Annotated in this window: 12 protein-coding genes; 5 read left to right on the plus strand and 7 right to left on the minus strand. The window is 58.2% G+C overall.

Features of this window, described 5'->3' with window-relative positions; genetic code table 11:
* Positions 1-32: 32 nt before the first annotated feature.
* A complete protein-coding gene (locus HMPREF2849_RS08340; RefSeq protein ID WP_070862863.1) occupies positions 33-1,433 on the minus strand; it encodes an HNH endonuclease signature motif containing protein in 1,401 nt (466 codons plus the stop codon).
* A 340-nt stretch (positions 1,434-1,773) separates the two neighbouring features.
* Here HMPREF2849_RS08340 and HMPREF2849_RS08345 point away from each other — a divergent pair, with 340 nt between their 5' ends.
* Entirely contained in the window at positions 1,774-2,757 is a 984-nt protein-coding gene (locus tag HMPREF2849_RS08345) for a DUF1648 domain-containing protein (protein ID WP_048735516.1), read from the plus strand.
* Between the two features lie 38 nt (positions 2,758-2,795).
* Here the strand turns inward: HMPREF2849_RS08345 and HMPREF2849_RS08350 are convergent, their stop codons facing one another.
* Positions 2,796-5,111, minus strand: a complete 2,316-nt coding sequence (locus HMPREF2849_RS08350) for a Tex family protein (RefSeq protein ID WP_070862864.1) — start codon at positions 5,109-5,111, stop codon at positions 2,796-2,798.
* 82 nt (positions 5,112-5,193) lie between these two features.
* Here HMPREF2849_RS08350 and HMPREF2849_RS08355 point away from each other — a divergent pair, with 82 nt between their 5' ends.
* Positions 5,194-5,688 (plus strand): DUF1877 family protein, encoded by a 495-nt coding sequence (locus tag HMPREF2849_RS08355; protein ID WP_016422552.1) that lies wholly within the window; start codon positions 5,194-5,196, stop codon positions 5,686-5,688.
* On the opposite strand, the gene HMPREF2849_RS08360 is transcribed toward HMPREF2849_RS08355, so the two are convergent.
* The 4 genes from HMPREF2849_RS08360 to rpsP form a co-directional block, all read right to left on the minus strand.
* Positions 5,648-6,295: a phosphatase PAP2 family protein gene (locus HMPREF2849_RS08360; protein WP_070546686.1), complete on the minus strand. Its 648-nt coding sequence runs from the start codon at positions 6,293-6,295 to the stop codon at positions 5,648-5,650. The two genes, HMPREF2849_RS08355 and HMPREF2849_RS08360, sit on opposite strands and share 41 nt — an antisense overlap.
* Positions 6,295-7,182 carry a tRNA (guanosine(37)-N1)-methyltransferase TrmD gene (gene trmD, locus HMPREF2849_RS08365; protein ID WP_069358773.1) on the minus strand — a complete coding sequence of 296 codons (888 nt, stop codon included), beginning with the start codon at positions 7,180-7,182 and terminating at the stop codon, positions 6,295-6,297. Before trmD ends, HMPREF2849_RS08360 begins: the two co-directional genes overlap by 1 nt.
* The gene (rimM, locus tag HMPREF2849_RS08370) at positions 7,179-7,673 is read right to left on the minus strand and encodes a ribosome maturation factor RimM (RefSeq protein WP_070862890.1); all 495 of its coding nucleotides are present in this window, start codon (positions 7,671-7,673) and stop codon (positions 7,179-7,181) included. The genes trmD and rimM overlap by 4 nt, the downstream gene beginning before the upstream one ends.
* 144 nt (positions 7,674-7,817) lie before the next feature.
* A complete protein-coding gene (rpsP, locus tag HMPREF2849_RS08375) occupies positions 7,818-8,300 on the minus strand; it encodes a 30S ribosomal protein S16 (protein ID WP_038628648.1) in 483 nt (160 codons plus the stop codon).
* Positions 8,301-8,598: 298 nt separating this feature from the next.
* On the opposite strand from rpsP, the gene HMPREF2849_RS08380 reads away from it, so the two are divergent.
* Positions 8,599-10,749, plus strand: a complete 2,151-nt coding sequence (locus tag HMPREF2849_RS08380; protein WP_070862865.1) for an acyltransferase family protein — start codon at positions 8,599-8,601, stop codon at positions 10,747-10,749.
* Between the two features lie 16 nt (positions 10,750-10,765).
* On the opposite strand, the gene ffh is transcribed toward HMPREF2849_RS08380, so the two are convergent.
* Entirely contained in the window at positions 10,766-12,364 is a 1,599-nt protein-coding gene (gene ffh, locus HMPREF2849_RS08385) for a signal recognition particle protein (RefSeq protein WP_070862866.1), read from the minus strand.
* 605 nt (positions 12,365-12,969) lie between these two features.
* On the opposite strand from ffh, the gene HMPREF2849_RS08390 reads away from it, so the two are divergent.
* Both HMPREF2849_RS08390 and HMPREF2849_RS08395 read left to right on the plus strand, forming a co-directional pair.
* Positions 12,970-13,821, plus strand: coding sequence for a hypothetical protein (locus HMPREF2849_RS08390; RefSeq protein ID WP_070862867.1), 852 nt, complete (start codon positions 12,970-12,972; stop codon positions 13,819-13,821).
* Between the two features lie 477 nt (positions 13,822-14,298).
* On the plus strand, positions 14,299-15,048 hold the full coding sequence (locus tag HMPREF2849_RS08395) for a hypothetical protein (RefSeq protein WP_048735495.1): 750 nt from the start codon (positions 14,299-14,301) through the stop codon (positions 15,046-15,048).
* Positions 15,049-15,063 lie beyond the last annotated feature (15 nt).

Consider the following 15,063-nt stretch of genomic DNA (forward strand, 5'->3'; position numbering starts at 1 on the left):
AGACAACCTGGAAATTATTACACACCCCCTGGTCAGAAACCAAACTCATCCATGTTCGGCGGGTCTTGTGGATCTTGTGGGGCCTGGGGGTCTTGCGGTTTAAGAGTATCGGCGTCTTCTCCCCTGCGCGCATCCTCGACCAGCTTCCGCGATTGCTCTATCAGCTCCTGGCGATACTCGTTGTACTCTGCCAACGCCTGCGCCATTCGCAGTCCCCGTTTGTCAAAGGTGTAGCGTCCGTGCCCGGCGAGCGGCCCATCTTCCAGGCTCACCGCCTTTTTGCCCGTGCTTGACGACGTCCACAGTTCCACCCCACCCCGATCACGTGCAACATTCCACAGACCAGCTGTTTTCATGTTGTGGTGCCGGCGGCAGAGGCAGTGGAGGTTCGGCGTTTCTGTTGCCCCGCCCTCCTCTGGGTGCTCTTTGTCGTACGGCTCAATATGGTCAATGTCGCAGAGCTCCGCGGGTACATCACACCCCGGAAAGCGACACGTTCCGTCCCGACCTTTAACGAAGGCTCTCTGACTTTCGGTTGGGGCGTAGCCCTCCGCGGTTTCGTCGGCAAGCATACGAATATGCGTGACCTTATCAATCCACGCCTGCGTAGCTAACTGCGAGATCCAGCCAACGCCGCCAAGCCAGGCGGTGCGGGGACGCTCCTCTGTGGCAGGACAGTATAGGTTGAGTACGATTTTTGCCTCGGCGGTGCCGCGGATGAGGTGTGTCAAAGCTTCGACTCGAGTGCAGCCAGCTGAGCTGGAGATGGACTCGAGGGTGGTTTTGAATTCGAGAGCGCGGGTCTTTTCCAGCTCCATAAAAACTTCCGCGAAGTTGTCGCTCTCTTCAAAACCGATACTCTCTCCTACTATTTCGCGTTCTCCTGCAGGAAGCAGCGGATCGACATCACCCGGAAGGTTTTTGGGGCGAAGCTGAGGTTCAATTTCTTCGATAACCCGTTGCAGGAATTTATGTAGGCTGCGAACTCCCCGGAGTGCCTCGCCATGCTTTCGGGGAATGACAAAGCGGGCAATTTCTTCTTCAACAGCTGCACGCACCTCTGGATCGTGGAGCGGCGCTGTCGCGCGAGCAATGGTGATCAGATGCGCAAAGGGCAAATGAGCTCGAGCTTTAATAAAGGCACCCAGCCGGGGCATACGCGCTAACTGAATGCCGACCTCTACATACTCGAGCGCCTTACCGCGGGAAATACCCAACTCGGGTGCGATTTCAGCAATGTATGCATCCACATCAATCTCAAGCGACTTCGGCGTGCAACCGCAAGCTATACCCAGTTCCAGGCGATTGCGTTGGATACCCGCCACCGCCAACTGGTTCGTGGATGACTCGTGGAAAAACTGCGGCGCTTCAGGCAGCAGAGCCGCTTGGTAAACATCGGACGGTTGTTTGGCCGGACTATCTTTTTCAGACATTGTTCCCCCAAAGCCCCAACCCCGCTCAGTGTCGATAACCAGTGAATACCACTAGCCCAACGCCAAGAAGAGAAGCTCAAGCACTTTGTTCTTGATGCCTCCATTTTAGCACACCCATTCGATTGCGCAACCCCTTTAATAAAACTTTTTCGCTTGTACATTCGAGTGAATTGTTGAGCGTGTTATCAAATGTCACGAGGTGCATCTTCTGGCGAAACTCCGCGCACACTAAGACGGCACGCTACAACCGCTCGCTACAACGTCACGCTGATACAGCACTCCAATAACGACCGCTGCCGACCGTTGCTACAAAGCCCCCCCCAACTGCTAGATTGTCTCCATGCAGCAGATTCCACGCTTTGACCCCTGGATTGTTCGAGGAACAATCATCGCCCCGTGCGTTCTGGCGATTGCACAGCTTCTGTGGGTAATTGCCATTTCCGACCGACTACCGGAGCAGTTAGCAACGCATTGGAGCGGTAGCGGCACTCCCAACGGTTTCATGCCGCCAATTCAAAGCACATTGATTATGGCCATCATCGTCATCGCATGTGCGCAGATCGGTTGGCTCGGTGCAAAGACCAGCACGCCGCTTGTCGTGCGCAAGCCAATTGCAATAACCAACCTCGCCCTCTGCGGCTTCTTAATCGGCATTGAATTCGCGATTATCATCCCGCAGATCGGCACGACGGACCCTACGACCGCCCGAATCGGCTGGATCTATGCAATAGCCGGCGTCATCATCGGCCTAGTAGCGGCCCTGCTCGTGACGCGCCGCCTCAAGGACTACTCCTCGCTTACCGACGCCACGGTCACCGAGCCGACATCGCCACAGTTGCCCCATCGAGAAGGAGCCCCGACTCCCATCGATGTCAGTGTGACCATCTCTAAGGGGGTCAAGGTCACCCTCGCAGTCTGGTGCGTGGTGTCTGTAGCGCTCGCAGTGTTCCTGCCAAGCCTCGGCATTGTTTTTCTGCTGTGCACGCCGCTATTCCTCATCGCATATGAAACCGGCATGACACTAGACACGGACCCGAAGACAGATTCCATTACCGTTTTTAACGGCTGTGGACCGCTGAAGATGAAACACCCCATTGAGCTTCGAACCATCAAATATGCGAAGCCGGCCACTTATAACTGGGCCGACGGTGGCGGTATTGGGCTTCGACTTGGCAATGATGGCCGCATCACCGTGGCGGCACGGTCAGGCGAGGCAGTCAAGATTGAGACCTCGGGGTCCGATTACACCATCGTCGTACCGGATGGAATGGCTGCGGCTGTCGCGGGTGAGATCAACAGCCGCATCGACGCTATGCGCCAATAGGCTATGCGCTAATAAATCAAGCGCTAACAGATCAGGAGCTAAAAGCCTGCCCTGCGCAGCGCGTCAGCCATGGAACCGCCGCCTCCACCGCGGTTGGCTCCACCGCGCTTCTTATTCTGGGAACCACGCTTTCGGCCGCCTCCACGGCCTTCTCCGCGACCGCCGTCACGCTTTGGCTTGGCATCCGAGGCGTCGTCGTCAAGCCTGAGCGATAGACCGATGCGGTTGCGTTCGACGTCAACGTCGAGAACCTTCACCTTGACCACCTCGCCCGAGCGGACGACCTCGTGCGGGTCGGAGACGAAACCGCGGGCCATGTTGGAGACGTGGACGAGGCCGTCCTGGTGGACTCCGACGTCGACGAAGGCGCCGAAGGCCGCGACGTTGGTGACGGTGCCCTCGAGAATCATGCCGGGCTGAAGATCGGAGACCTTCTCCACGCCTTCCTTGAAGGTGGCGGTGACGAACTCGGGACGCGGATCGCGGCCGGGCTTGTCCAGCTCGGTCAAGATGTCCTGGACGGTGGGCAGGCCGATACCTGCGGACTCGTCGACGAAGTCTGCAGCACGCACCTTGGACAGGACACGGGAGTTGCCGATGAGCTCCTGGACACTAACGCCGGTCGAAGCGGCGATGGCATCGACGACGCGGTAGGACTCCGGGTGCACGGCGGAGGCATCCAGCGGGTTGTTAGCGCCGTGGATGCGAAGGAAGCCGGCGCACTGCTCGAAGGCCTTCGGGCCAAGACGCGGAACCTTCAGCAGCTCCTTGCGGGAGGTGAAAGCGCCGTTTTCGTCTCGGTAAGCGACGATGTTGTCCGCAACAGTCGAGGACACGCCAGCAACGCGACCGAGCAGCGGCGCAGAGGCGGTGTTGACCTCCACGCCGACAGCGTTGACGGCATCCTCGACCACGGCATCGAGAGAGTGCTCGAGCTTGGTCTGGGAAACGTCGTGCTGGTACTGGCCGACACCGATGGACTTCGGATCGATTTTGACGAGCTCAGCAAGCGGGTCCTGCAGGCGGCGGGCAATCGATACGGCACCGCGGAGAGATACATCCATGTCCGGGAACTCAGCTGCTGCCAGGGACGATGCGGAGTAGACGGAAGCACCGGCCTCAGAAACCACCACAGGGGTCGGCTTCTTGCCACCGGCCTGAGCTATCAGGTCAGCGATTTCGCGGGCCAGGGTTTCGGTCTCGCGGGAAGCGGTGCCGTTGCCGATGGCCATGAGCTCCACGCGGTGCGTGGCGCAGAGAGTGGCCAGTTGCTCCTTGGCGCCGGACCAGTCATTGCGCGGCTGGTGCGGGTAGACGATGGCAGTGTCGAGCACCTTGCCAGTGGAGTCGACAACGGCGCACTTAACACCATTGCGGTATCCCGGGTCCAGGCCGAGAGTGGCGCGCTGGCCAGCCGGTGCGGCCAGCAGCAGGTCACGCAGGTTACGGGCGAAGACATCCACGGCTTCGGCCTCGGCGCGCTCCTTCAGTCGAGTGCGGGCATCGAGGGCAGCGGACACCTCCAACTTGGTGCGCCAACCGAAACGAACGGCCTGGTCAATCCACTTGGAGGTACCGCCGTCGGGAAGCTCAAAGGCCTCACGGATCATGTGCTCGTAGGTCTCATCCTCACCCGCATCGATGTTGAGCGTCAGGATGCCCTCGGCCTCACCGCGCAGCACGGCCAACACGCGGTGGCTAGGCATGGTGTCCAGAGGTTCGTTGTGCTCGAAGTAGTCACGGTACTTCGCACCCGCAGTCTCCTTGCCCTCCACCACGGCAGCGGCGGCGGAACCGGAGGACCACACCTGCTCACGGACAGAGCCAACCAAATCAGCATCGGTAGCGAAGCGATCGACCAAGATGGCACGGGCACCGGTCAGAGCGTCCTTCGCATCCTTACCAGCTGCCTCGCCGTACTTAGTGGCCAGAGTCTCGGGGTCCGCGGCTGGGTCGGCCAGCAGCTCCTCCACCAGCGGTTCGTACCCGGCCTCACGTGCAATATCGGCCTTGGTCTTGCGCTTCTTCTTGTACGGCAGGTAGAGATCCTCCAACCGCGCCTTAGTGTCGCAGGCGAGGATGGCGGCCTTCAGGTCGTCGTTAAGCTTTCCCTGCTCTTCGATAGCGGCGAGAATCGTTTGCTTGCGCTCTTCTAGTTCGCGCAGGTAGACGACGCGTTCCTCGATGAAACGCAGCTGTGTGTCATCGAGTCCGCCGGTTACTTCCTTGCGATAGCGGGAGATGAAAGGCACGGTGTTGCCTTCGTCGAGAAGCTTGATAGCGGCGGCGACGGCACTTTCGGCAACGTCCGCACCAGTGGCGGCGAGTTCTCGGGCAATTACTGATGAAATCACCCGGGCAACTTTACTATCGTGGAAGTACCAATTGGCGAACGCCCCACAGAAGGCTCGCAGTAAACACCGGAAAAGGAGCCCCATGAAGCAGAAACTCTGTGCCGAATACCTGCGCATCTCCGACGAGGAGGCAGCGCGGTTAGTTGAGGTCGCAGCACCTGCGGCAACCAGCGACGGCGGCACGGCGGGGCTTGTTAACGACGGCGCGGAGAAGATTATCCTGCAGCACTTCGTCGACGTTCCGGACGAAGACGCCCTGGACATCGACACGGACTGGGAGTCCCTGCTGCGCACGTTGACCGGCAATCCCATCGACGGCCAAGCACTCGGCGACCCGCTGGCGGAGGCCATCCTCGGCGCCGACCGCGTCTGCCGCAAGCCGCTGTCTGCAGTCATCCGCGCCGATCGCGTCGGCGACGTGCACCAGACGCTGGCAAGCATCGATCTTGCCGCCCGCATCACGGACAATGGTTCGCTTATCGACGAAGCCACTGCGACACAGCGGTACCGCGAACTCGTGGCCTTCTACGAGGAGACTAAGGCAGCGCGTAGCGCCGTGCTCGTGGCCATCTCCTAAGAACTAGCAGCGCAACTGCTAAGCCGATAACTCCGGCGATGAGGCCGCCGATAACATCGGTAAGCCAGTGCGCCCCGACCCACACGCGCGACAGTGCCACAGCGCCGATAAGCGCGATGATGGCCAGGTCGAGCAGCTTGCGGGCTGTGCGGCGCAATACGGGGATGGCAAGCTGCATCGCGGCCATACCGCTGGAAGTAACCGCTGCCACATGTGCAGAAGGAAACGCCGCGTCATGTAGGTTGACCAGCGAGAACTCCTCACCCGGTCGGTCGCGGTCCAAAAACCACTTCATGGCATAAGTCACCGCAATCGACGAACCGAATGACGCCGGCAGTAGCAACGCCCACGCACGGAAGCGGAACCACAGGAGTGCCGCAGCAACAAGCGTGACCGGCGCGATGTAAATCGGCCGGATAATCTCGCTCAAAGCCAGCATCAAACTATCGACGCGGCCATCCCGCGCCCCATGCAGGTCACTGACCCAGCCCGCAAACGACTGATCCACGCTCCCCGCCAGCTGCGTCTGAGTGAACCACGCCAGTGCACCTAGGACAGCTAACCAACCAATGACGTGCCGAGGTCGCGCAATTCGAACACGTGCCACTAGCAGTTCTCCTCGGTTACTTCCCCAATGACTCCTTGGATTATTTCCCGGTCACGGGCGCTGAGGTCGACGTCGGCAAGCAAATCGGGACGACGTTCGGCCGTGCGGATGAGTGACTGGTCGCGCCGCCAACGGTCCACCAGCGCGTGATTGCCGCTGAGGAGAACGTCCGGCACTGCCAGTCCACGCCACTCGCGCGGCTTGGTGTAGGACGGCCCTTCGAGCAGACCGTCAGAGAAAGAGTCCTCCTCGTGGCTTTTGCGATTGCCCAACACACCCGGGATCAACCGCACGACGGACTCCGCAATCACCAGCACCGCCACTTCCCCGCCGATCAGCACATAGTCCCCAATAGAGACCTCACGCACGCGGTAACGATTAGCGGCATCATCAATAACTCGCTGGTCGATGCCCTCGTAGCGCCCGCACGCGAACACAATGTGCTCCTCGTGTGAGAACTCCTGCGCCATCTGCTGCGTAAACGGCTCGCCCGCCGGGGTCGGGACGATCAGCAGGGGCTTCGCTGAATCTTCTTCGCTTAACGACGGCACTTCCGCTGCAGCATAGGAAGATTCCTCGGCCAAACCCAATTTCTGATCATGGCGGACATTGTCCAAATGTGGCACCGCGGACGTGAGCGACTGCTCCGCTTTCAGCGCCGCTACCTCGTCGAGGGCGGGACCCCAGACATCCGGCTTCATAACCATGCCGGGGCCACCGCCGTAGGGTGAGTCATCCACGGCCTGGTGTACACCTGGCGCCCAGTCGCGCAGGTTGTGTACGCCGACACTCAAAATGCCCTGCTCAATTGCCTTGCCCAGCAACGCATGACGCAGTGGCTCGAGGTACTCCGGGAAGATTGTGACTACATCGAGACGTAAGCTCACAGCTCCAACAGTCCTTCCGGCGGGGTGATGGTGACAGTAGAATTCTTAAGGTCAACTTCCGGAACGATTTCCTCTACCAGAGGGATGAGTACCTCCCGGGCCCCGTCGTCAAGCGTGACTTCAAGGAGACGATGAGCGGGCGCGCGGACGATAGAAGTGACCTCGCCTATATCGGTGCCGTTATGGACTACGCGCAGGCCTTCAAGTTCAAAGTCATAAAAGTCCTCGTCTTCGAAGACGGGCTCGGCATAAAACTTCATACCCCGATGACGCTCGGCCTCATTGCGGCCCGGAATCTCCTCGAAGCGAATCAGCAAACGCCCCTGGTGCGGGCGTGCCGTTTTCACAGTCAGCTGTTCCTCACGGCCGGCCTGTACACCCAACAGCGTGGTCCCGACTGCGAAACGCCCTTCCGGGTCATCCGTTGTCGCATCGACGACGACTTCCCCGCGCACACCGTGGGGCTTGATCACTCGGCCAATAAGCACCATGTCAGCTACCGACACGCGCACACTCCCTCTCTTATAAAGGCTCTGTAAAACACCCCGCGTAAAGCAAAAAGGCACCACCCAACACTTCGTCTTGAAGTATAAGGTAGCGCCCGGATTAGCTAAGCGGCGTACTCAGCGTCCTTATTACTCGGCGTCCTCGGAAGCCTCGGACTCAGCAGCCTCAGCCTCGGCAGCCTTTGCGGCCTCCTCAGCTTCCTTAGCAGCCTTCGCTGCTTCCTTGGCCTCGCGGCGCTTAGCGGTGATGGCCTCAGCGGACGGGCCGTTGTTGGCCTCTTCTAGAGCCTTGTTGAACAGCTCGAGCTTGGTCGGCTTCGGCTCAGCAACCTTCAGAGTGCCCTCTGCACCCTCGAGGCCCTTGAACTTCTGCCAGTCGCCGGTGACCTTCAGCAGAGCCAGAACCGGCTCGGTCGGCTGTGCACCGACACCCAGCCAGTACTGAACGCGCTCGGAGTCAATCTTGATGATCGACGGCTCTTCCTTCGGCTGGTAGATGCCCAGGTTCTCAATGACCGCACCGTTGCGACGGGTACGAGCATCAGCAACGACAACGCGGTACTGAGCGGTACGAATCTTACCCAGGCGCTGCAGCTTAATCTTGACTGCCATGAGGAGTTCCTCTTTCTTCTATGTCACTGGACAATACTTATGCATCCGAGCTCACGAGTAATTACTAACGAAGTGCTTCGGACCGGTTTTGCCCTTGGGATATTTACACTGCGCGTGACCACCGGGCGGCCGTGGCCGGATCCGATGAATTCGCAGTCGTGCCTCAGCTGAGGATTCTCATTGAGACAACTCGAGGTATGTTACCAGCAGTTTTTGGAAATTAACAAAACTGCGCACTCGAAACGCTGCATACCCACTAAGGCTGAACGTCGTTGACAGTGCGGTAACGTAACATTCTATGAAAACCACCGGCACCCAATATAGGTATGACTTGGACGGACTACGGGGCATTTCGATTGCCCTCGTAGTCCTTTTCCACGTTTACGTCGGCCGCGTTTCCGGTGGTGTGGACGTATTCCTCTTGCTCTCCGGGTTTTTCTTCTTCGGCGCGCAGTACCGCAATGCCATCAACCCCAGGCAGTCCATCAATCCATGGTGGAGTATCTGGCGCACGCTGCGTCGCCTAATCCCGACACTGGTGCTGGTCCTCTTCGCGACAACCCTGTTTGTCATTTACTTCATTCCATCGCTTCGCACCATCGACATTGCCCAGCAACTCCGCGCCAGCCTGCTCTACTACCAAAATTATGAACTGGCACTCCAGGGCTCGGACTACGCTGCCGCAGAGAGCGAAACTTCCCCACTGCAGCACCTGTGGTCAATGTCGGTACAGGGCCAGTTTTATCTCGGCTCCATTTTGCTCATCTCCCTACTCGCCTGGATGACGCGCTCACCCCAGATTGTCGGCGCGGTTACCTCACCGGTGGAGGCGAAGCGCACCGACGCTACCGGCGGTAAACTCCGCCGAATCCTCACCCCTTTGCTGGCAGTTATCACTCTCGGCTCGCTTGCCTATGCCTTCTATATGCACTCCGAAAACCAGGGCTGGAACTACTACTCCACTGTCAGCCGCCTCTGGGAGCTCTGCCTCGGCGCACTACTCGGACTGATTCTTGTCCGGGGCTCCATCCCCATGCCCAAGCCACTTCGAGTGCTGTTAGCCAGCATCGGCCTCGCACTGGTAGTCTCCACCGGTTTCATCTTCGACGGCGCCGCACAGTTCCCAGGCCCTTGGACCCTATGGCCCCTCGGTGGTGCTGCGCTGATTATTATCGCCGGCCCTGAGGCGGGCTGGATCTCCAAGTTCCTGGCCAGCCGCCCAATGCGCGAAGTAGGCCAGAGCGCCTACGCGCTCTACCTGTGGCACTGGCCTCTTCTCATCCTGGCCATAAACTACCTCAACCGCGATACTCCGGGGCTGAAGCTTGGCACCGCAGTGATCGTCGTTTCCTTTATTTTGGCCAAACTCACCAACAAGTATGTCGAGCTGCCGCTGGCTCAATCGACTCGCCGACCGACCCGGACTCAGCCCGTCGTCGGCGATGCAATCCACGCAATGAAGCATCGTCGCCCGGCTCGTCGTCTAGCGGTAGTCGGCACTGTTGTCGTCATTGCGTTGGTCGGCATGTCCAGCCTTGTCAACGTGCAACAGGTGCGCGTCGATCGCGCCTCCGCCACCAGCCTAGATCCAGAGGTCTATCCAGGTGCACTCGCGCTTACCGACGGGTACGAGGTCCCCAAGGCAGCCACAAAGCCGAATACCGATTTCATCACGGACCTTTGGCCGGAACCTGCCCTCGATGGCTGCCTTGCGACAGGCGGTGAGGACGTCGGATACTTCCCGCCGAATCGCCGTTGGCGCGATGAGACCCAGCCGTGTGTCTACGGTGATCCAGATGCTAGTGAATCGATTGTCATCGTCGGCGGCTCGCACATGGAACATTGGTTTGCCCCGATTGATGCCTACGGCAAAAACAACGGGTACCGAGTGGTGGTTCTTCTCCGACAAGGCTGTCCAGCGACCTTAGAACCGATCCACGGAGTCGGCGATATCTGCGTGGCCTGGACTTTCGAGGCTCTGCAGAAAATTGACGAGATTCAGCCAAAGATGGTTTTCACCACTTCAACCAGACCCTTGTTCCAGGCGGACCCACCGCAGCCGGGCGACTACACACCGGATGGTTACGTTTCGTTTTTCGCTGCTCTACAAGAACGCGGAATTGATTTCTTCGCCATCCGCGATAACCCATGGGCGCTACGGGAGGACTTGGACCAATTCTCCCCCAGCGTATGCGAAGAAGCGGAAGAAGACTGCACTATCCACCGCAAAACTGCCCTAAATGCAGAAAATCCCGCTGAGGAGATTCTTGCGAACTTCCCCAACGGGCACAGTCTAGATTTCTCCGATATCTTCTGCGGTCCGACCACCTGCCGTAAAGTTATTGGCAATATCTACGTCTACCGCGACAGCAATCACATCACCGATGAACTAGCGGCCACTTTCAGTCCTGAAATGGACCGCCAGATTCAGAAGGCTCTGCGGGACTAGCTACTTCTAGTCCCTGCTACTTCTTGCCCTGTCCGAAGTCGAGATTGTTGAGGTCAAAGTCCTCCATACCTTCTGGCAGCTGATTACCCATCTGCTTCTGCAGCTTCTGCAGTTCAGCCATGCTAGGCATACCCGGCATGCCCTGCATACCTGGCATTCCAGGCATACCGGGCATTGCCTTCGGCGGCGTTGGACCACGGTTAGCGCCCTTGCGCTTATTCTTGCCCTTGCCCTTTCGACCACGCTTGGCCTTGCGGTTCGATGGGCGACCACCGCCCATACCAAATCGGCCGGCCATCTGCGCCATCATCTTCCGCGCCTCATTGAAACGCTCGATGAGCTGGTTAACCTCTGAAACGGACACACCGGAACCGTTGGCGATACGACGACGTCGTGAAGCATTCAAAATCTTCGGATTCTCGCGCTCTTCCGGAGTCATACCGCGGATAATCGCCTCGATGCGGTCAAGCTGCTTTTCGTCGACCATTTCCGCGGCCTTGGACATTTCCGCGCCGCCGGGGAGCATCTTGAGGATGTTGCCGATTGGGCCCATCTTGCGGACCATCATCATCTGCTCGAGGAAGTCCTCGAGAGTCAGCTCGCCGGAACCAATCTTCTGGGCGGACTTGGCAGCCTGCTCATGATCGATTTCCTTGGAAGCGACCTCAACCAACGTCTTCAGGTCACCCATGCCCAGGATGCGGCTGGCCATACGGTCTGGGTGGAAGACGTCAAAGTCCTCCAACTTCTCGCCCGTGGAGGCGAACAGAATCGGCTTACCGGTGACCTCACGGATAGACAGTGCAGCGCCACCGCGCGCGTCGCCATCGAGCTTGGTCAGTACAACGCCGGTGAAGTCAACGCCGTCTCGGAAGGCCTTGGCGGTCTCTACCGCATCCTGACCAATCATGGAGTCGATGACAAACAGAACTTCATGCGGGTTGATGGCATCGCGAATGTCGCGAGCCTGCTTCATCAGAACCTCATCGATACCCAGGCGACCTGCGGTATCGATAATCACCACATCGTGGCGATGCTGGCGAGCATAAGCGAGGCCACGGAACGCGGCGTCAACTGGGTTGTCCTCGCTGGTGCCCATTTCATGGGTAGAATCGAGGCTGGTGCCCGGGAACGGTGCGAAGCACGGCACGCCTGCACGCTCAGCGACAATTTCCAGCTGCTGCACCGCACCTGGACGCTGCAGGTCACAGGCGACGAGGACCGGAGTGTGCCCCTGATCCGTGAGGTACCTGGCCAATTTACCGGCCAAGGTGGTCTTACCAGCGCCCTGCAGACCGGCCAGCATGATAACCGTTGGTGGCTGCTTCGACATATTCAGCCGTCGAGTCTCGCCACCGAGGATGTTAATCAGTTCCTCATTGACGACCTCAATAATCTGGTTTGCCGGGTTGACAGTCTGGCTGCCAATAATTTCGTTAGCGCGTTCCTTGATGCGCTTGATGAAGGTACGGACAACCTCGAGGGAGACATCGGCTTCCAGAAGAGCCAGCCGAATCTCGCGGGCGGTGGCGTTAATATCCGCCTCAGTCAGGCGGCCCTTCCCGCCCAGCCCCCGCAGGGCACCCGTCAAACGATCGGAAAGAGACTCAAACAAGTTTCCAGCTCCCCTTTTGCCTTGTTTTTTCTTAACTGTTCTACCGTACCCGCTGGATACTCCATTTGGCACATATCTACAGCTTCGCCTATCGACAACGATTGCAGCCCACCCACCCTAAATGCCCCGATTCGGGTGTAACCAATAGGAAGTAAAAAATAGCAATAGGATAAAGCTCTTTTATTCTCGCGGACGTTAAATTACTGTTCGTTATTTTAACGTGACAATTAAACGAGCCTCCAGATATGAATGCCCTACTGCGTAAAGAACGTTTATCCAACTCAGCTACCACCAGTTAGATAACAGACAAATGACGCCAGTGGCCAGCTTTTGCTAAGGGCACCCTTAGTAAGAACCTCCCCCGGAATGGTGTAAGCCAAATAGCAAACCGGCGGCATTGCAGCAGGTCAAAGCACGCCACTGCGCACCTGATGTTATTCCTATAACTACCTCCAATACCATTCATATATCAACCAGTTTATGGTTAATCATGAACCTAGTTAACCGCAGTTGGCCTGGTTTTATTTTCCGCCGTGCACGATGAGGGATGAACGGCGAAATCATATTCATTGGTCTCTGACCGTTTGACTCCTTGAGAGGTTTTCATGAAGAAGTTCACCACGGCTATCGCCGCCGCTGCCTTCTCCGCCAGCATGATTGCAAGCGCAGGCACCGCTACTGCACAGATTCCGGACTCAATGCCGACCGAGTGCCCCGCCGGCCAGCACTTTGAAAACGTCGGAGGCACCTTCCAGTGCGTCGCAGACCAGCCTGAGCAGGATTCCACTGACGGAATTCCGGCCCCAATGCCGGACAAGTGCCCAGACGGGCAGCACTTTGAGAACGTCGGCGGAACCTTCCAGTGCGTCGCGGACCAGGAAGCTCCTAAGCCCGAAACACCGGGCGACAATGAGTCCCAGCCGGGCGACCTGGGAAACCCAGGCATTTCTGATAAGCAGTGCCCGGAGGGCGAGCACTTCGACATGAGCAAGCCAGTCCCAGGCAACCCGAACGTCTTCGGTGTCTGCGTCAAGGACGAGGCGAAGCCGGACACTGACAAACCAGGCACGGACAAGCCGGACGCTGACAAGCCAGGCAAGGACGGCAAGGACGGTAAGCCGGGCAAGGACGGCAAGGATGTCAAGGTAAACGTTGACATCAAGATCTCTGCTGAGTGCAAGAACGAAAACAAGTGCACGAAGGAAGAGAAGAAGGCCAAGGAAAAGGCCGAGAAGAAGGCTTCCGAGTCCAAGAAGACGACCTCTTCCGAGAATGTAAAGAAGGTTTCGGACTCCAAGAAGTCTGAGCAGAATACCTCGGAGTCCAAGAAGGCTTCTTCGACTCAGAGCACTGGCCTGGCAGCCACCGGCGTTGACGCCACCACCCTGGGCGGAGCCGCTCTGGTTCTCCTTGTCGGCGGTGTCGCCGCTACCCGCATCGCCCGCAAGAACCGCTAAGAAGCTTGGGGTTCTACCCCGGTAACGAAACATAAAATGCTCCTGATGCCTATTTAGCATCGGGAGCATTTTTGTGCGCCATACCTCCGAAAAGTCATAGCTCCTATAGCCCGAAGCATAAAACCTCACAGGCACCGATTTTTTACCGAACCTCTACGCCCCATCCACCTTTCACCACCCGACACAATCAGGTACCACGCTTCGCTAGCGAAGACAGAAAAGCCCCCTACCGAGTCGACAGTGACTGGTTCTATAAACGCCCTACCCACAACGGGTGTACACACTCAGCGTTGTAAATATAAGTTCCCACTTCCCCTTACTGGGGTTTGGACAAGTCAACAATTTCTCTTTACCCCCCCTTCCCAAACCCATACCACCAAAGACTGTAATTAGTTATTAGAATCAAAAGTGTGAACAGTGTTCCCCCTTAAGTCCTTTGATTGCAGGGCTTTCCTATAGACATTGTGAGGTTTCCAAATGAAGAAGCTCTCTTCGACCATGGTGGCCGCTGCCGCTTCAGCCGGCATGCTCATCGGCGTTGGCGCCGCCACCGCACAGATTCCTGACCCCGCCCCGTCGGAATGCCCCGCCGGTCAACATTTTGAAAATGTTGGCGGTACTTTCCAGTGTGTAGATGACGCTGCAAATCCGGATCCAGGAGGTTCATCGAACGATGGCATTCCACCGGGCGTTGAGGACACCCAGACCTGTCCCGACGGTTCCCCGCGTGACATGAGTAAGATTGACCCGGCAACCGGGGCTTACGGTGCTTGTGGCACTTCAGATGATTCCGGCCCAACTCCGGAGCCTGATGAAGATGCCCCAGAAAATGACGGAATTCCGCCGGGAGTTGATGACACCGCAACGTGCCCCGACGGTTCCCCGCGTGATATGAGCAAGATCGACCCGGCAACCGGAGTCTACGGCTACTGTCCGACCTCCGATGACGAAACTCCGGGCGACGATGAGAACCCAGGCGATGACGCTCCGGGCGACGATGAAAACCCAGGTGACGAACAGCCCGGGGAGGACGAGAATCCTGGGGAGGAAAATCCAGGCGACAAGCCCGACACCCCTAAGAATGACGGTAAGCAAACCGGGACCAAGAACACTGGGCTAGCAGTCACTGGTGTTCAGGCGACTGCCCTCGGCGGTGCCGCTCTTGCACTCTTGGTCGGTGGCGTGGCAGCTACCCGCCTCGCACGCAAGAATTCTAAGGATTCCTAGCACAACTCTCCGCTA

This window comes from Corynebacterium sp. HMSC073B01, from assembly GCF_001838255.1.
GTDB classification, from domain to species: Bacteria; Actinomycetota; Actinomycetes; order Mycobacteriales; family Mycobacteriaceae; genus Corynebacterium; species Corynebacterium jeikeium_D.

Excerpts from the sequence above, each read along its gene's own strand:
- rimM (WP_070862890.1), bottom strand. The coding sequence starts at position 7,673 with ATGGTGCTTATTGGCCGAGTGATCAAGCCCCACGGTGTGCGCGGGGAA.
- HMPREF2849_RS08390 (WP_070862867.1), top strand. The coding sequence starts at position 12,970 with ATGAAGAAGTTCACCACGGCTATCGCCGCCGCTGCCTTCTCCGCCAGC.
- HMPREF2849_RS08355 (WP_016422552.1), top strand. The coding sequence starts at position 5,194 with ATGAAGCAGAAACTCTGTGCCGAATACCTGCGCATCTCCGACGAGGAG.
- HMPREF2849_RS08395 (WP_048735495.1), top strand. The coding sequence starts at position 14,299 with ATGAAGAAGCTCTCTTCGACCATGGTGGCCGCTGCCGCTTCAGCCGGC.
- rpsP (WP_038628648.1), bottom strand. The coding sequence starts at position 8,300 with ATGGCAGTCAAGATTAAGCTGCAGCGCCTGGGTAAGATTCGTACCGCT.
- HMPREF2849_RS08380 (WP_070862865.1), top strand. The coding sequence starts at position 8,599 with ATGAAAACCACCGGCACCCAATATAGGTATGACTTGGACGGACTACGG.
- HMPREF2849_RS08345 (WP_048735516.1), top strand. The coding sequence starts at position 1,774 with ATGCAGCAGATTCCACGCTTTGACCCCTGGATTGTTCGAGGAACAATC.
- HMPREF2849_RS08340 (WP_070862863.1), bottom strand. The coding sequence starts at position 1,433 with ATGTCTGAAAAAGATAGTCCGGCCAAACAACCGTCCGATGTTTACCAA.